This window comes from Agrobacterium salinitolerans (genome assembly GCF_002008225.1).
Classification (GTDB): Bacteria; Pseudomonadota; Alphaproteobacteria; order Rhizobiales; family Rhizobiaceae; genus Agrobacterium; species Agrobacterium salinitolerans.
This window is the reverse complement of sequence record NZ_MRDH01000038.1, coordinates 37881-55521: the sequence shown is the minus strand read 5'-3', so window position 1 is coordinate 55521 and position 17641 is coordinate 37881. Positions and strand designations below refer to the sequence as shown.

Below are 17641 nucleotides of genomic sequence, written 5' to 3'. Positions count from 1 at the left end.
CTAATTGACAAGGCTTGTAAAATGCTGATGCAAAAGTTACGTGCACGTAAGAAGTTGGAACAAACCCTCCTTTGGGCTAGTTGACTACACGTCTTCTTCCAACTAGTTTGTCCAAAACAAAAAGAAGAAGATTGTTTGGAATCATGGGCTTACTGTGAATGAAGCAATCTTAGGAGCGAAGCTATGACAGACCTGAAAACAAATGAATCCCTGTTAAAGAGTCTGCGTGCAGCTGCTGATCGAAAGCTTACTGCCGAGGAGCTTTACAAGCAGCGCGTGTCCTTTATTATGGGTTCGCTTTCCGACTCGAGCACCGTCACGCGCGCACAAGTTACGAAGGCGCTGGCGGACATCGAAGGTCGGAAGAGCGCATAATTGATATTATTTGAATTAACTGGAACAGAAGCAAATCCTAGTTATCAAAAATTGGCGATTGCCAACGGCAACCGCCAATACGACTTCCTGAAATCTATTGTGGAGACATCCTTGGAAATAGGACGTCCCTTTCTTTCTCAACACGTAATTAAAGCCTTAAATTTTCAAGCCATCACGTGCCTACATACGAATGCCGGTGAATACCGCCCCTGCCCAGTAACCGTAGGTACTTACGAACCGCCGCAACACTACCGTGTCAGCGCGCTCATGGACGACTTCGTCAACACAGTTAACAGAAACTGGGAATCACTTGACCCGGTCGTCTTGGCAAGTTTCGTACTTTGGCGACTTAATCACATCCATCCATTCATCAACGGCAACGGTAGAACAGCCCGCGCTTCTTGTTATTTTGTGTTGTGTTTAAAGCTGGGAGCCCTACTCCCTGGCGAAAAGATACTCCCCGAGTTACTGACAGAAAACCGCGCACGGTATGTCACCGCTCTTCAAGAGGTAGATGCTTCTCTGCCAAATCTCAATTTGGCGCCCCTCCACACCTTACTATCAGAGCTTCTGGACATTCAGGTAGCAGATGTAGTTGTTGATGATGAAGACGCTCCTCTTGGTGATGAAGATAATCTAGACCAGAGTTAATCAAAAACCGCCCCGCACCAACAATCCGAGAGATGCGCCGCCGATGCTTCTAGCTGTTGAAACGCGACCAGCAGTTTAGATGTAGCATTCGAAATACTCGACGTGATGATTGCACCAGCATCAACCAAACCAAGAAAAGAACGATTATTAAAACAATCACGTTTCTAAGGGCTTAGAATGGTGCCCGGAGGCGGATTTGAACCACCGACACGCGGATTTTCAATCCGCTGCTCTACCAACTGAGCTATCCGGGCACTTCAGGTCCTTGAAGAACCTCCGCTTTTGGCGGGCGGGGCTATTTGGTGCCCCGAAAGTGAGCGGGGTTATAACATCTTGTTCGGACATGGCAAGCGCCATCGCGAAGTTTTTTGACAGTTTTTTCACGGTGCCTGTGGATGGCTCGAAAGTCTGCCCGGCGAAGGCCGGATTGCGGCGGAAAACCCGCTCCTGGGCATCCGCCGGGCCAGCGGGTGCCGGCGCGGCAGGTAGCGGCTTACGCCCCCTCATTGCGTCGTGCGGCAAGGCCAAGCGCGAAAGGCACCACAGCCACCAGCGCCGCCATGACGGGCGAGGAAGCGAAGATGCGGCTGGCAAGCGAGGTGACGGCGACGGAGCGCACCACCGTCATCAGGCGGGAATTCTCGCCGTCGCGCTCTTGGTGGGGCCGTGCGGGCGCGTGGCGGGAATGCTGGGCAGCCTCCAACCGTTTGACATCGCGGCGGATCTTGTCGACCTGTTTGCGAAGCTCGTCCAATTCGGCGCGCAGCGACGGGTCGATGGTATTTGCGGTCCGCGTTCTCCTGGCTGCGGGTTTTTCCGCCTTTGCTTCGGCAGCTACAGCTTCGGCCTCTTCCTCCAGTTCGGCCAATTCGTCGTCCAGGTCGGATGGCTTGTCGAAACCGTGGGATCGCAGTGGTGCTTTCATCGTTGTCTCCTGACGCATGCTAAATTGCTGCGGCGGGCAGTTTTGCCCGGTCAGCCCCTTCAACGCCTCAACTGAGCAAAGGATGCACGGAAAGCGGGGAGGCAGACATAATAAAACAGGCCCCGAAGGGCCTGTACAATGTCTCGCGTGAAGCCTCAGGCCGCCTTGGCGGCGCTGGCATAAGGATCGAAGCGACCGTAGAAGGTCTCGCCCTTGGCGGCCATCTCCTTCAGCAGCGGCGTCGGCTTGAAGCTTGGGCCATAGGTCTCGCTGAGCTTTTCGGCGAGTGCCACGAAGGTCTTGACGCCCATGCCATCGATGTAGGACAGCGCGCCGCCGGTATAAGGTGCAAAGCCGAAACCGAGGATGGAGCCGACATCTGCCTCACGCGGATCGGTGACGATGCCTTCTTCCACCGTGCGGGCGGCTTCCAGCGCCACGGTGACGAGGAAGCGCTGTTTCAGTACCTCCATATCCACGTCCTCGGGCTTCTGCTGCGGATAGAGATCCTTCAGGCCGGGCCAGAGGGACTTCTTGGCGGGCTTTTGCGGGTAGTCGTAAAAGCCTTTGGCGTTCTTGCGGCCGAACCGGCCCTCGCCTTCCACCAGCTTCTTCACGAGTTCCATATGGCGCGGATCAACCGCCTTTTCGCCGAGATCGGCGACGGTGGCTTTCAGGATCTTGTAGGAAAGATCGATCGCCACCTCGTCGTTCAGCGCCAGCGGGCCGACCGGCATGCCGGCGAATTTAGCGGCATTTTCGATCATGGCGGGCGGAACGCCTTCGATCAGCATGTCGTAACTTTCCGCCATATAGCGCAGCACGCAGCGATTAACGAAGAAGCCGCGTGTATCGTTGACGACGATCGGGGTCTTTTTGATTTTCGCCACATAGTCCAGCGCGACGGCGAGCGCCTTGTCGCCGGTTTCCTTGCCGAGGATCACTTCCGTCAGCATCATCTTCTCGACCGGCGAGAAGAAGTGGATGCCGATGAAATCCACCGGGCGCTTGGAGTTCTTCGCAAGACCAGTGATTGGCAAGGTAGAGGTGTTGGAGGCGAAGATCGCTCCTTCAGGCAACACGGCTTCCACGGCCTCGATGACGGCCTTCTTCACGTCGCGGTCCTCGAACACGGCTTCGATGACGAGATCGGCGTCGGAGAGCGCGGCGTAATCCGCTGTCGGGGTAACGAGGTCGAGCAGGGCCTTGCCTTCATCCTGCGTCAGCCTGCCCTTGGTTATGGCGGCCTTGACGCTTTCCTCGCAATGGCCCTTGCCCTTGTCGGCGGCTTCCTGGTCCCGGTCCACCAGCGTGACGGGGATACCGGCTGCGGCGGTGACATAGGCCATGGCAGCACCCATGAAGCCCGCGCCGACGACGCCGACCTTCTTGAACTCCGTCTTCGGCTGGCCTGCCGGGCGACGCGCACCCTTGCCCAGTTCCTGCATGGAAATGAACAGCGAGCGGATCATGCCGAAGGCTTCCTTCGAGCGCAGGATTTCGGTGAAATAACGCTGCTCCACCTTCAGCGCGGTATCGAAGGGCAATTGCAGGCCTTCATACACGCATTTCAGGATGGCGAGGGCGGCCGGATAGTTACCGGCGCTTTCGCGGCGCAGGATGGCCGGTGCGGCCGGCCAGAGCTGAGCTGCGGCCGGCGTCCAGATGCCGCCGCCGGGGGCCTTGAAGCCCTTTTCATCCCAAGGTGCGACCGGCTTCAGGCCGTCCTTGATCATCTGCTTTGCGGTTGCGACCAGCTGATCCGGCTCCACCACCTGATGAACCAGCCCCATGGCCTTGGCGCGCGCGCCGGTCAGCGACTGGCCGGTCGTCATCATCTGCAAGGCGGATTGCGCGTCCGTCAGGCGCGAGACGCGCTGGGTGCCGCCGGCGCCGGGGAAGATGCCGACCTTAACTTCCGGCAGGGCGATCTTGAGGCTCTTGGCACTGGAGGCCACGCGGCCATGGCAGGCGAGCGACAATTCGAATGCGCCGCCCATGCAGGTGCCGTTGATGGCCGAGACCCAGGGCTTGCCGTTAGTCTCGACCTTGCGGAACAGGCCATTCATTCTGCCGACGAGATCAAACAGCTTTTGGGCCGCTTCGTCCGGATTCTTCGCCTTTTCCTCGTGGTAAAAGGAGAACATTGATTTGATCATCGAGAGATCGGCACCCCCGGAAAAGGTGCTCTTGCCTGACGTGAAGACCACGCCTTTCACGGCGGCATCGGCTACTGTGGCATCCACGATAGCGTTCAGTTCTTCGAGAACGTCTGACGTGAAGACATTCATGGATTTTTCCGGCATGTCCCAGGTGACGAGGGCAATGCCGTCTGCGTCCGTCTCGATGGTGAAATTGGTGTAAGTGCTCATTTGGGATTCCTCTTCCCTCAAATTTCCCGACGCGGCCAACTCTTCCTTTCCGTCATGGTCGGGCTTGACCCGACCATCCAGCGCCTCTGGCATGGATCCTCGGGTCAAGCCCGAGGATGACGGAAGCGGGGGTGTTGCCGCTGCCTCAAACCCGCTCGATAACCGTCGCCGTGCCCATGCCCGCGCCGATGCAGAGTGTGACGAGCGCAGTATTCAGATCGCGCCGCTCCAGCTCATCCAGGACAGTACCGAGGATCATCGCGCCCGTTGCACCCAGCGGATGGCCCATGGCGATGGCGCCGCCATTGACGTTCATCCGATCATGGCTGATGTCGAAAGCCTGCATGTAACGCAGGACGACGGCGGCGAAGGCTTCGTTGAGTTCGAAGAGATCGATATCGGCAAGCGACATTCCGGTCTTTTTCAGGAGCTTCTCGGTCACATCCACCGGGCCGGTCAGCATCAGCGCCGGATCGGAACCGATATTGGCGAAAGCCCTGATGCGGGCGCGGGGTTTCACGCCCATCGCCTCGCCGCCCGCCTTGGAGCCGACCAGCACGGCGGCGGCACCATCGACAATGCCGGAAGAGTTGCCGGCGTGGTGCACGTAGTTGATCCGCTCCACTTCCGGGTGGGCCATGATGCCGACGGCTTCAAAGCCACCCATTTCACCCGGCATCTGGAAGGAAGGATTGAGGGAGGCAAGCGCCTGCATATCCGTGCCGGGGCGCATGTGCTCGTCGCGATCAAGGATCGTCAGACCGTTCTGGTCCTTCACCGGAATGACCGACTTGTTGAAATAGCCCTTTTCCCAGGCATGCGCCGCGCGCTTCTGGCTCTCGACGGCATAAGCATCGACATCGTCACGGGAGAAGCCGTATTTGGTGGCGATGAGATCGGCCGAAACGCCCTGCGGCATGAAGAAGGCCGGGAAGTTGACCGAGGGGTCCATGTACCAGGCACCACCAGACATGCCCATGCCGACGCGCGACATGCTTTCGACGCCGCCGGCGATGACGATATCGTCCGAGCCGGCCTTGACCTTGCCGGCTGCGAAGTTGATGGCATCGAGACCCGAGGCGCAGAAGCGCGAGATCTGCATACCCGGCGCCTTGTTGGAGTAACCGGCTTCGAAGGCGGCGGCTTTCGGGATCACCGCGCCGGCATCCATGACAGGATCGACGCAGCCCATGATGATGTCATCGACAGCAGAGGTGTCGAGCCCGTTGCGATCGCGGATGGCTTCCAGCGTCTTGGCGGCCAGGCGAACGGAGGGCACCTCATGCAGGCTGCCATCCTTCTTGCCGCGTCCGCGTGGGGTGCGGACATGGTCGTAGATAAATACGTCGGTCATAAACTCTCTCCCTGCGGCGTGTTTACCGCCAACCTTCTCAGAATGCTTCCGCAGCCAGTTCCATCATGGTGTCCGCGCCGGTTTCGATGCGGGCCTTGCGCAGCGCCGTTTCCGGCATGATGCGCTCCATGTAAAACTTCGCCGTGACAAGCTTGGTCTTGAGGAAATCCTCGTCCGAAGTGCTGCCTGCCGCTAGCGCTTCACTGGCGGCTTTCGCCATGCGCGCCTGCATGTAACCCAGCACCACGATGCCGAAGAGATGCATATAATCGGTCGAACCGGCCCCGGCATTGTCGGGCTTGGCCATGGCGTTCTGCATGAACCACATGGTTGCGGCCTGCAGGTCGTTCAAGCCCTTCTTCAGGCCCTTGGTGTAAAGGCTGAGCTTTTCATCAGCGCGGTTTTCCTCACAGAAATCGCCGATTTCCTTGAACAGTGCCATGACGGCGCGGCCGCCATTCATGCCGAGCTTGCGACCGACCAGATCGAGCGCCTGAATGCCGTTGGCACCTTCGTAGATCATGGTGATACGCGCATCGCGGACATATTGGCTCATGCCATGTTCTTCGATGTAGCCATGGCCGCCGAAGACCTGCTGCGCCATCACGGCGTGGTCGAAGCCCTTGTCGGTCAAAACGCCTTTGAGGATTGGCGTGACGAGGCCGAGCAGGTCATCCGCTGTCTGGCGCTCCTTCTCATCGGTTGAGCGATGGGCGATGTCGGATTGCAGCGCCGTCCACAGCAGGAAGGCGCGGCCCGCCTCGTTATAGGCTTTGATGGTCATCAGCGTGCGGCGGATATCTGGATGCACGATGATCGGATCGGCCTTCTTGTCCGGGAATTTCGCGCCGGAAAGCGAGCGGCCCTGAATGCGCTCTCGGGCGTATTCGACAGCGTTCTGATAGGCGATCTCACCGACGGAAAGACCCTGCAGGCCGACGCCAAGACGGGCTTCGTTCATCATCACGAACATGGCGGAGAGGCCCTTGTTCTCCGCACCCAAGAGATACCCCGTCGCACCATCATAGTTCATGACGCAGGTGGCGTTGCCGTGAATGCCCATCTTGTGTTCGATGGCGCCGCAGGTGACGCCGTTGCGCTCGCCGAGCGTGCCGTCTTCCTTGACAAGGAACTTCGGCACGATAAACAGCGAAATGCCCTTGGTGCCTTCTGGCGCACCTTCGATGCGGGCGATCACCAGATGAACGATATTGTCAGTCATGGAATGTTCGCCGGCGGAGATGAAGATCTTCTGACCGGAAATCTTGTAGCTACCATCGCCTTGCGGCACTGCCTTGGTGCGCAGCAGGCCGAGATCGGTGCCGCAATGGGGTTCGGTGAGGTTCATGGTGCCGGACCATGTGCCACCCACCATATTCGGCAGATAGGTTTCCTTCTGTTCCTGCGTGCCGTGCACGAGGATCGCAGCGATCGCGCCCTGCGTCAGGCCGGGATACATCATCAGCGACAGGTTGGCGGACGACATATATTCGCCGATGGCGGCATGCAGCGTGTAGGGCAGTCCCTGTCCGCCGAATTCCGGCGGCACGGCAAGGCCGATCCAGCCGCCCTCGCAATAGGCGTCATAGGCATCCTTGAAACCATCCGGCACCGAAACCGAACCGTCATCGGCGCGCTTGCAGCCCTGTTGATCACCGGAAAGGTTGAGCGGGAAAAGCCGCTCTTCGGCAAGCTTTGCGGCTTCACCGGTAATGGCCTCGATCATGTCGGGGGTTGCGTCCTCGAAGCCGGGCAGGTTGTTATACCGCTCGAGGCCAAGAACGTCGTTCAGGATAAAAAGCGTGTCTTTGACTGGGGCCTTGTAAACAGGCATTACCGATGTTCCTCCGCATCGTGGGCGCCGGCGATAATCCGGCCGATATGGGATGACAATATTTGACGTGCGCGTAAACGTCAAATAAATTTCGGCGGAATATTCCTTCTCCTTTTTCGCGCAACGTATATCCGGCCCGGCGTCAGGCGGCCATGCGCCGTAAAAGTTAAAAAATTCCGACCATAGTTAACCACTTCTTTACCACGTTTCGTGAATTCTCCCGACAGAGGTAACTGCTTCGTACTCGGCGCATTTTCCTCAACGGGGGCAAATACCGGCTCTGGAATTGCTGCATGTTGCGGCGACGGCGTGTTCAGGCAGGCCACGTCGCGACATATAACCGGGCACAGCGGGCGGAAGCGAAGCGAGCGAAAAGATGAACGGATTGCGATCGAAAAACCAACAGCCAAGCGACAGGTCGTCTCTTGATGCTCTCAATCGCACCATTGAAGGCCTTGAAGCCCGCATTGAGGGGCTGATGAGCCAGAAATTCCCGCGCGATCCGCGATCCGCGAGCGCTCAGGCAGAGCCCAAGATCGAGGCCTATGCCGCGTCGCGTGAGCCCCGCGCTGCCGTTACGCCACCGCAGCTTGATCCCGTTAACGAAATCCGCCAGCGCCAGCGTCTTCTCGAGGCAAGCTTCCAGCGCCCGCAGGAACCCGCCGTCCGCCCGGAACGGACGATTACCCGGCCGCTCGCGCCGGCATATGGCTCGAGGGAAACCCAGCAGACGGCCGCTCCCGCGCCGCGCGCCCGTGCCATGCCGCCCCATCAGGAACCGCAGCGCGATGACGCAGCCCTGCAGGAGATCGCCCAGGCGCTGGTCAATCTGCGACACGAGCTGAAGCACGATATTGCCGAGGGCGTTGCCCGCGAAGCGCAGGGACTGCGTGCCGAAATCCGCAATATCCGCGCGGTGGCGGAAGACCAGCAATTCATCGGCGACCTGCGCGACGACATCGCGCGGTTGGCCGGCAGCATCGACCAGCTCGGCAATCTGGCGTCCCCTGACGCTTATGGCCTGCGCAACGAATTCGAGGACCTGCGCGCCACCATCGACCAGCTGGCACGCGAAGACAGCGTACACCGGATCGAAAGCCGCTGGAACAATGTGGAAGACACGCTGCGCGGTTTCGACGCCGGCGCGTTGCAGGATGAGATCGTTTCGCTCGCTTATCGTCTCGATGACATCAAGACGCAGCTTCGCGGCATGAGCAACAATCCGGCCGTGCGCGTGCTCGAAGACAAGCTGATTGCGATTGCCAGTGCCGTGGAGCAGCTCGGCAAGCACATTCAGCCGAACGAAGCGGCCTTTACCGAACAGTTTTCCGGTCTCGACCAGCGGCTGGATGAAATCAGCCGCGCCATTGCCGCATCCGGCACGCGCGCCAATGCGCAGGCAACGGACAATGCGCTGGCGCAGCGTCTGGAGAACCGGCTGAACGGCCTTGCCGAACAGCTTGGCGACATCAACCGCCTTGCCGCCGCAAAACCTGAACCGGCGCCGGACCTCACCGCCCGCCTTGAAGCGCTGGCCGGCAAGATCGACGAACTCAGCACCGCCCGCGACGCCGCGCAGTTGCATGAGCGGCTGGACCAGCTGTCGCTGCTTCTGGAACGGTCGCAGCGCCCCTCGCAACAGGCGGAACTGACCTCTTTCCTCAGCGATATTTCCCGCAAGATCGACGCGCTGGATCACGGCGCCGTCAATGACGGCTTGGCCGAGCGGCTCGACCTGCTCTCCCGGCGGATCGAGGACCTCGATTATCGTTACAGCCAGCCGCAGCCGGCATCGGACCTCAGCGAAAGCGCTTTCTCGCGTCTGGAAGAGCGGCTCGGCAACATTGCCGCCCGCCTCGACGAGACCGCCCATGCCGCGCCCGCCGACAGCCATGCGCTCGCAAGCCTCGAAAACCAGATCGCCCATCTCTCGACGCTGATCAGCCAGCCGGTGCAGATGCAGGCCGCGGCCATGCCGCCTGAACTCGACGCCCGCATGGCGGCCATCGAAGACTACATGGCGTCCAACGACGAATATATCATCGAGGCAGCCCGGCAGGCGGCCGAGGCCGTTCTGGACGCCTATACCCGCAACAATCTCTCGGCCGGCGCAAGCCTTGCCGACATGAGCATGCTAACCGATCTTGCGACCGATCTGCGCAGTCTCGAAGCCTTGAGCCGCAATACCGAAGAACGTACGCACCGCACATTCGAAGCGCTGCATGAGACGCTGGTGCAGATTGCCGGCCGGCTGGACAACCTCGACAATGCTCCCGTCTACCGCGAACAGGCCGCGCAGCACAGCGTTGCGCAACCTGGGGCGGTCCCCGCGCGCGAACATGTGTCCATGCCGGCCGCCGTTTTCCCGGAAGAGGGTTATATTGCCGAAGAACAGGCCATTCTCGACGCCGACGAGAAGGATGCGGACGCCATCGTGCCTCCTGCTGCAGCGAAACCCGCGAAGGTGGAAAAAAAGAGCCTGCTCGCCGGCCTGACGAAGCGTTTCAAAACGGGTACTGCAAAGACCGTCAAAGCCGAAAAAGAACCGATATCGGCCTCCTCCTCCTCCCGCACGCAGGTTGAGCCCGCCCCGTCGCTCGATCCGATCGACGTTCTGCCTGCCGGTCAGGAGAACGAACTTCTGGAGCCTGGTTCGGGCGCGCCCGATATCAAGAAAATCCTCGAGCGCGTTCGCGCCAGCCAGGTGGCCGCCAGCGGCAAGGCCGCAGACGCTGAAGGACGGACGGATTTCATTGCCGCCGCCCGTCGTGCAGCGCAGGCCGCCGCCATGGAAACATCGCCGGAGAAGCTGGACACAGGCAAGAAGAGCCGCAAGACCGACACCTCCACGCTTTCGCGCTATCGTCGCCCGTTGCTGCTCGGCATCGGCGCCATTCTTCTAGCAATGATGGCCATGCCGCTCGTCAAGACGCTGATCGGCGGCGCGGAAGCTCCGGCGCCGATCATCGAGCAGAAGACGGACCAGGGCCCGGTTTCCGCGCTTCCCGAAACGGGTGAGAAGGCCGTGACCATTCCGTCCGATCTCGCCATCGATCCGGAACAGGCCGCATCCGCCGACAGCATCGAAAACACCGCACCGGCGGAAAATATCATCGATCCACGCACCATCGGCGGCGCGCCGCTGCCTGACGAGCCGCCGGTTGCCGACGTTCCCGCCGTGGATGCGGCAAATTCCGGCACCGTCGCGCAGAACGAACCCTCGGCTCCGGCACAGGTTGCCGCCACGACTGTTCCCGTCCAGGACGCCATCACCGTTCCCGCCGGCATCGAACCCGCTTCGCTTGCCGAAGCGGCCGCCAAGGGGGACACGCAGGCGCTGTTCGAGATCGCAGCCCGTTACACCGATGGCCGCGGCGTTGCCGCCGACCGCACCGAGGCGGCAAAGTGGTACAAACTCGCCGCAGATCGCGGCCTCGCACCCGCGCAATATCGCCTCGCCAATCTTTACGAGAAGGCGAACGGCGTCGAACGTAACCTTCCCGAAGCCAAGCGCTATTACACGCTGGCCGCGGAACAGGGCAATGCGGGCGCCATGCATAATCTCGCCGTCCTGCTCGCTTCCGATGCGGCCGGTCAGCCGGATTTCGCCGCCGCCGCGCAATGGTTCATCAAAGCCTCCGACCTCGGCGTTCGTGACAGCCAGTTCAATCTCGCTATTCTTTATGCGCGCGGCAGCGGCGTGAAGCAGGACATCGAGGAATCCTACAAGTGGTTCGCCATCGCAGCCAAGGATGGTGACGCCGACGCCGCCCAGAAGCGCGACGAAGTTGCGGGGGCCTTGAACCCGCAGCAGCTTCAGAGCGCAAAGGCCAAGGTGGACGCCTGGAAGGTCAAGCCGCTTTCGGAAGACGCCAACAGCGTCAACCCGCCGGAGGAATGGGCTGGCAAGGAGGGCGTGAAGACCGCCTCCGTGGACATGGAAAAGGCGATCCGCAACATTCAGGCGATCCTGAACAAGAACGGTTTCGATGCCGGCCAACCTGACGGCAAGCTCGGCAAGAACACCGTGACGGCCATCAAGGACTTCCAGAAATCCGTGGGCCAGACCCCGGACGGGCGCATTACCAACGAACTGGTCACCGCGCTTCTCGCCCGCAACAAATAAACATTCAAGAACCGGCGAAGCGGCCCTTTGGCCGCTTTCGCTCAGCCCGGCGCAGGAATGTGGCCCGCTGCCGACACACGGCCGCTATCTTTCCAAATTATCAACGTATTTGCCGTTGAATGTTGACAGGTCAGGCCCTCGTGGGCATGACGGATGAAGATCGGGCATGCCCGGTCTTTTCAGACAGAAAGTGTAAATCGCGGCGCGGCCCCCTCACCCGGACAAGCCATGCCGCCCGGAACCATTTGCCCGAGGTCCGAGCCGTGACTGTCTATCTGCCGATCGCAGAACTGTCGGTGAATATTTTCATCATTCTCGGCATGGGCGCGGCCGTCGGTTTTCTGTCCGGCATGTTTGGCGTGGGCGGCGGCTTTTTGATTACCCCGCTTCTGATTTTCTACAATATTCCGCCTGTAGTGGCCGTGGCGACGGGCGCGAACCAGGTGGTGGCTTCCTCCGTTTCCGGCGCGATCACGCATTTCCGGCGCGGCACGCTCGATGTCAAGCTCGGCACCGTCCTGCTCGTCGGCGGTCTTGTGGGCGCGACGGTCGGCGTCTGGATATTCTCCTTCCTGCGCAGCATCGGCCAGCTCGATCTCATCGTTTCGCTCCTCTATGTCATCCTGCTCGGCGCCGTCGGCGGCCTGATGCTGAAGGAAAGCATTTCGGCGCTCCGCCGCGCTGCACGCAACGAAGCCGTGACGTTGCGCCGGCCGGGCCATCATAATTGGGTGCACCGCCTGCCGCTGAAAATGCGGTTCAAGAAATCGAAGATCTATCTTAGCATCATTCCCGTCGTCACACTGGGTTTCGCCATCGGAATCCTCACCTCCGTCATGGGTGTCGGCGGCGGCTTCATCATGGTGCCGGCACTGATCTATCTTCTGCGTATTCCGACCAATGTGGTCGTCGGCACCTCGCTGTTCCAGATCATTTTCGTGACCGCCTATACGACCGTCGTTCAGGCAGCGACCAACTATTCCGTCGATGTGGTGCTGGCCTTTATCCTGATGGTGGCGGGCGTCATTGGCGCGCAATATGGCGTGCGCGTCGGCCAAAAACTGCGCGGCGAACAGCTGCGCGCCCTGCTGGCGCTTCTCGTCCTCGCTGTTGCGCTTCGCCTTGCCGTGTCGCTGGTGGTGCGCCCGGAAGACCTGTTTTCAGTCGCCGTTGGGGGGTTAGGTTATTGATCCGCCATTTGCTGCTTGCCGCCCTTGCGCTGGCCTCATGTCTTTCCCTCGGACAACCGGCTTCGGCCCAGACGCCGCCGCTTGCCCTGCCGCCCGGTCCGCAGCAGCCGCCGCTGCAGGAAAACATCGAAATCGGCGCGTCGACCACCGAAATTCCGATCGCTTCGGATTTTCGCGGCGCGGATTTCACCCTCTTCGGCGCACTCAACAATACCGACCAGCTGCTGCTGGCCATCGGACAATATGACATTGTCGTAACGCTGGAAGGGCCGAGCGACTATATGACCGTGCGCAAGAAACAGCGCGTGGCGGGCATATGGATCAATACCAGCGCCATCACCTTCACGCCGCTGCCGGAGTCCTATTCCATGGCCAGCACGCGCAATACCGCCGACATCGCCTCGCCCGGAACGCTCCGCGCCATGGGGCTCGGCGTCGACCATCTGTCACTGAAAAGCGCGGTCTTCTCCGGCGTGCCGGACAATGTTTTCGACTTTCAGGAGGCTTATCGGCGTCTGAAGCTTTCCAGCGGCATCTATCGCAACGACACAACCGGGGTGCGGCTGGAACGCACCGGCCTGTTCTGGGCGACTTTGCGCCTGCCGGCCAACGTGCCGAATGGCGTGCATACCGCCCGCGCCTATCTCTTCAAGAGCGGCAAATTCATCGCCCAGCGCGAACTGAAACTGCGCGTCGTCAAGACGGGCATGGAACAGGCGATCACCGATGCCGCGCATCAGACGCCGCTTGCCTATGGCGCGCTCTGCGTTCTACTGGCAGTCGTGACCGGCTGGGGCGCCAGCATCATCTTCCGCAAGGACTGATCCTTTTTTCCCGAAAAAGAGAGTGTCTGCCGTCCCAGTCGGCGAAGATAGCATTCGCTTCCGCCAACGGTTTGCGGTAAAATTCAAGGCGTTACAACCCCGCACCCAGGTTATGGCGGTATGTGCGGTTGTGACGGGGATGAAAAGGAGAAATGTCATGTTCAAGCACATTCTCATTCCCACCGATGGCTCGCCGCTGGCGCAGATCGCAATCGACCAAGGGTTCGCTCTCGCCAGGGAGGCAGGCGCAAAGGTGACCGTGGTGACGGTATCGGAACCCTTTCATGTGATTGCCAGCGATGTCGAGGACATTGCCGCCATTGCCGAAGAGGAATTTCACCGCTGCGAGGAAGCGGAACATCTGCTGAGAGATACGCAGGCGCACGCCGCCGCCATGGGGCTCGATTGCGAGGCCCTGCTTGCGCGCGCGGGGCGGCCGGACGAAGCGATTATCGAAATCGCCGACAAGAGCGGCTGCGATCTCATCGCCATGGCCTCGCACCGACACAGGCGCTTCGTGGAGTTGCTGCTCGGCAGCGTCACGGCCAAGGTGCTCAAGAATTCGAAGATACCGGTGCTGGTCTACCGGCAATAGAGCATTTCCGGTAACTACGTAGCGGTCTTACGTTCGGAAAATACGCTCAGCCGATAAGATTTGAAAATCGCACAGAATAGATGCGGTCCCGCCCCATCAGATGCGCGACGAGCGCGGCGTGATCGAAGAGGCCGCGCATCGCCTTATGGCGCAAATCCAGCCCGCCGCTCATCACCCCGAAAGCCGGCATCAACAGACGCGAACCGTCTGTGGCGAAACAAGGCCGTCGCACCGTCTTTTCGCGGCGGCGGACCGTGGCGGAGGGATGCAGGTGCCCCGCGATTTCGCCGGCGGCATCTCCCGGTTTCGGCTCGTGGCGGAAGACGAGAGCGCCGTAAAACATCTCGTCCACCGAAGAGCCCGGCAGATCGACCGTACCATCGGGATCATGGTTGCCGTTTATCCATATCCATTCGCGGCCACGCGCCATCTCGCGAATGAGTTCGCGCAGCGGCAGCGGCAGATGCTGCGAGCCGACGCGATCATGGAAATTGTCACCGAGGCTGACGACGATCCTCGGATCGTAGCGGCTGATCAGCGAGGACAGGATTTTAAGCGTGGCGATGGTGTCGTAGGGCGGCAGCATGGAGCCGCGCCGGGCAAAGGCCGCGCCCTTTTCCAGATGCAGATCGGAGACGACCAGCAGCGAGAGGTCAGGCAGATACAGCCCGCCCAGCGGATCGCACCAGGCGGCAACGCCATTGATGACGGTCTCGCTGCCAAGGCATTCGAAGCCATTGGAAAATCTGTCGCTCAATGTCAGCCGGCTCAGCAATGTTGTCGTCGTTCCTTCAATGGGTCTTTCAGGACATCGCCTCGGCGATCAGCTCATCGGCGGCTTCCGCCAGCACATCGTCCATCGCTTCGCCCGCCACCGTCTCCCGGCCGATTTCCAGCATGACCGGAACGGCAAGAGGTGAGACATGCTCCAGCGCGCGATGCGTGGTGTGTCCCTTGATTCGCTTCAGCATATCTCCAAGACGGCCAATGTCCAAAAGTCCTGCCGCGGCATCGCGCCGCGTGGCTTCCAGCAGGATATGATCCGGCTCATGGCTGCGAAGAACGTCATAAATAAGATCGGCCGACACGGTCACCTGCCTGCCGGTCTTTTCCTTGCCGGGGTGGCGGCGTTCGATGAGACCCGAGATGATGGCGCAGTTGCGGAAGGTGCGCTTCAGCATGAAGGATTCGTCCAGCCATGCTTCCAGATCGTCGCCCAGCATGTCTTCGTCGAGCAGGTCTGCAAGCGACAGGCGGCGGGATTTCAGCCGCATGCCGATATCTTCCATGGCCCAGATGGCGAGTGAATAATCGGTGGCGACGAAACCCATCGGCTTGGCGCCAGCCCGCTCCAGCCGCCTCGTCACAAGCATGCCGAGCGTCTGGTGCGCCAAACGCCCCTCGAAGGGATACATGACCATGAAAAAGCGCTTGCGGAAGGGAAAGGTTTCCACCAGCAGCTCGTCGCGCTTTGGGATGATCGACTTTTCCTTCTGGATTTCAAGCCAGTCACGGACCTGATCCGGCAATGCCTGCCAGCGGGCCGGATCGGCAAGCATGGAGCGCACCTGATCCGCCAGGTAGGTCGAGAGCGGAAACTTGCCGCCTGCATAGGAGGGAATCTTCGGATCGAGGGAGAAAGCCTGCGAAACCAGACATTCGTTCTCGCGGATACCTTCAAAACGCAGCACCTTTCCGGCAAACAGGAATGTGTCCCCCTGCACCAGCTGTTCGAGAAAATATTCCTCGACCTTGCCGAGTGACATGCCGCCGCGCCCGACCGTGCCCTTGGCGTTGCGCTTGACCATGCGGACATTGAGTTCTGCTGCCTCGACGATGGTGCCAAGGTTAAGGCGATATTGCTGGGCAACGGCTGGATTGGAAACGCGCCAGCGCCCATCCTTCATCTGACGGATGCGAGCATAACGCTCATAGGTGCGCAGCGCATAACCACCGGTGGCGGTAAAATCCACCACCCGGTCGAAGGTGGGGCGCGGCAAATCGGCATAGGGCGAAGCGCTGGTCACTTCTCGATAGAGCTCATCCGCATCGAAGGGTTCGGCGCAGGCCATGCCGAGCACATGCTGGGCGAGAACATCGAGCGCGCCTTCGGCAATGGGCGGGGTATCCTGCGCGCCGATGTAATTGGCATCCAGCGCGGCCCGGCACTCCATCACCTCGAAGCGGTTGGCGGGAACGAGGATCGCCTTTGAAGGCTCGTCCATACGGTGATTGGCGCGCCCGATACGCTGGGCAAGACGGCTTGCGCCTTTTGGCGCGCCGACATGCACCACCAAGTCCACATCGCCCCAGTCTATGCCGAGATCGAGCGTAGAGGTCGCGACAACAGCGCGCAGCTTGTTTTCCGCCATCGCCGCCTCCACCCTGCGGCGCTGGCCGGCATCCAGCGAACCGTGATGCAGTGCAATCGGCAGGTTGTCGTCATTGACGGTCCAGAGTTCCTGGAAGACCCTTTCCGCCTGTGAGCGCGTATTCACAAAGACCAGCGTGGTCTGATGCCGCTTCAACGCCTCGTACAAGTCCTTGCCGGCATAACGCGCGGAATGGCCGGACCACGGAATGCGCTCTTCCGTTTGCAGAATGGAGATATCCGGCTTAGCGCCCCCTTCGACCGTGATGAGGCCGGCCGGCGGCTCACCCTGTCCCTGCGGCGCAAGGTAACGGCGCAAATCCATCGGATCGGCGACCGTGGCCGACAGGCCGATAAAACGCACATCCGGCGCGTGCCTGCGCACCCGCGCGAGCGCCAGCGACAGCAGATGGCCGCGTTTGGATGTGACGAGCGAGTGCAACTCATCAAGCACCACATATTTCAGGTCGCGGAAAAAGCGCTCCGCCTCCTTATTGGCAAGCAGCAGTGAGACCTGCTCCGGTGTCGTCAGCAGGATATCCGGCGGCCTCACCTTCTGGCGCTGGCGTTTCGCCTGGGGCGTATCGCCGGTGCGGGTTTCGATGACAATCGGCAGACCCATTTCGGAAACGGGTTTGGTGAGATTTCGCTCGATATCGACTGCAAGCGCCTTCAGCGGCGAGATGTAGAGGGTGTGCACGCCGACAAAGCCGGAGCCGGGCGGAACCTTGCCGCGCTCTGTGAGAGCGGTGAGCGAGGCCAGGAAGCCACCCAGCGTTTTGCCTGCGCCTGTTGGTGCGATCAGGAGCATGTTTTCCCCGCCCCTCGCCCGTGCCATCAGCTCCAGCTGATGGGCGCGCGCAGACCACCCTTTTTCGGCAAACCATTTCTGGAATGGAAGGGGCAAGGTGCCGACATGCGTGCCGGACGTGGGAGACTCGGTATGTTTCACCCCTTCAAGGTAGTGAAAAACCTGAGAAAAAGAAGAGCGCTCCAGCGACGCTTGACAGGAAATCAGAATCAT

Annotated in this window: 13 protein-coding genes and 1 tRNA gene; 6 read left to right on the top strand and 8 right to left on the bottom strand. The window is 60.5% G+C overall.

Going from position 1 to position 17641, the window contains the following annotated elements:
• Nucleotides 1–183: 183 nt before the first annotated feature.
• Both BS627_RS22595 and BS627_RS22590 read left to right on the top strand, forming a co-directional pair.
• On the top strand, nt 184–375 hold the full coding sequence (locus tag BS627_RS22595; protein ID WP_077985394.1) for a hypothetical protein: 192 nt from the start codon (nt 184–186) through the stop codon (nt 373–375).
• A complete protein-coding gene (locus BS627_RS22590; protein WP_077985393.1) occupies nt 376–1026 on the top strand; it encodes a Fic family protein in 651 nt (216 codons plus the stop codon). It begins immediately after the preceding gene.
• 178 nt (nt 1027–1204) lie between these two features.
• On the opposite strand, the gene BS627_RS22585 is transcribed toward BS627_RS22590, so the two are convergent.
• The 6 genes from BS627_RS22585 to BS627_RS22555 all read right to left on the bottom strand — a co-directional run bounded on the left by BS627_RS22585 (nt 1205) and on the right by BS627_RS22555 (nt 7921).
• Nucleotides 1205–1280: transfer RNA gene (locus BS627_RS22585), tRNA-Phe, on the bottom strand.
• 239 nt (nt 1281–1519) lie between these two features.
• The gene (locus BS627_RS22575; RefSeq protein ID WP_077985431.1) at nt 1520–1951 is read right to left on the bottom strand and encodes a hypothetical protein; all 432 of its coding nucleotides are present in this window, start codon (nt 1949–1951) and stop codon (nt 1520–1522) included.
• A 155-nt stretch (nt 1952–2106) separates the two neighbouring features.
• On the bottom strand, nt 2107–4323 hold the full coding sequence (locus tag BS627_RS22570) for a 3-hydroxyacyl-CoA dehydrogenase NAD-binding domain-containing protein (RefSeq protein ID WP_077985391.1): 2217 nt from the start codon (nt 4321–4323) through the stop codon (nt 2107–2109).
• Between the two features lie 145 nt (nt 4324–4468).
• The gene (locus BS627_RS22565) at nt 4469–5677 is read right to left on the bottom strand and encodes an acetyl-CoA C-acetyltransferase (protein ID WP_077985390.1); all 1209 of its coding nucleotides are present in this window, start codon (nt 5675–5677) and stop codon (nt 4469–4471) included.
• Between the two features lie 37 nt (nt 5678–5714).
• Nucleotides 5715–7511 (bottom strand): acyl-CoA dehydrogenase C-terminal domain-containing protein, encoded by a 1797-nt coding sequence (locus BS627_RS22560; protein ID WP_077985389.1) that lies wholly within the window; start codon nt 7509–7511, stop codon nt 5715–5717.
• Between the two features lie 80 nt (nt 7512–7591).
• Entirely contained in the window at nt 7592–7921 is a 330-nt protein-coding gene (locus BS627_RS22555) for a hypothetical protein (protein WP_165691362.1), read from the bottom strand.
• Between BS627_RS22555 and podJ the strand changes: the two genes are divergently transcribed.
• From podJ to BS627_RS22535, 4 genes are all read left to right on the top strand, one after another.
• A complete protein-coding gene (gene podJ / locus BS627_RS22550; RefSeq protein ID WP_077985388.1) occupies nt 7888–11637 on the top strand; it encodes a cell division protein PodJ in 3750 nt (1249 codons plus the stop codon). The two genes, BS627_RS22555 and podJ, sit on opposite strands and share 34 nt — an antisense overlap.
• A 263-nt stretch (nt 11638–11900) precedes the next feature.
• Nucleotides 11901–12827 (top strand): sulfite exporter TauE/SafE family protein, encoded by a 927-nt coding sequence (locus tag BS627_RS22545; RefSeq protein WP_077985387.1) that lies wholly within the window; start codon nt 11901–11903, stop codon nt 12825–12827.
• Complete coding sequence (locus BS627_RS22540; RefSeq protein ID WP_077985386.1) at nt 12824–13651, top strand: TIGR02186 family protein; 828 nt, start codon at nt 12824–12826, stop codon at nt 13649–13651. The genes BS627_RS22545 and BS627_RS22540 overlap by 4 nt, the downstream gene beginning before the upstream one ends.
• A gap of 157 nt (nt 13652–13808) precedes the next feature.
• Nucleotides 13809–14246 (top strand): universal stress protein, encoded by a 438-nt coding sequence (locus BS627_RS22535; protein WP_077985385.1) that lies wholly within the window; start codon nt 13809–13811, stop codon nt 14244–14246.
• 46 nt (nt 14247–14292) lie between these two features.
• Here BS627_RS22535 and pdeM read toward each other — a convergent pair whose 3' ends face one another.
• Nucleotides 14293–15021, bottom strand: coding sequence for a ligase-associated DNA damage response endonuclease PdeM (gene pdeM / locus BS627_RS22530; protein ID WP_077985384.1), 729 nt, complete (start codon nt 15019–15021; stop codon nt 14293–14295).
• A 28-nt stretch (nt 15022–15049) separates the two neighbouring features.
• Nucleotides 15050–17641 carry a ligase-associated DNA damage response DEXH box helicase gene (locus BS627_RS22525; protein ID WP_244634895.1) on the bottom strand — a complete coding sequence of 864 codons (2592 nt, stop codon included), beginning with the start codon at nt 17639–17641 and terminating at the stop codon, nt 15050–15052.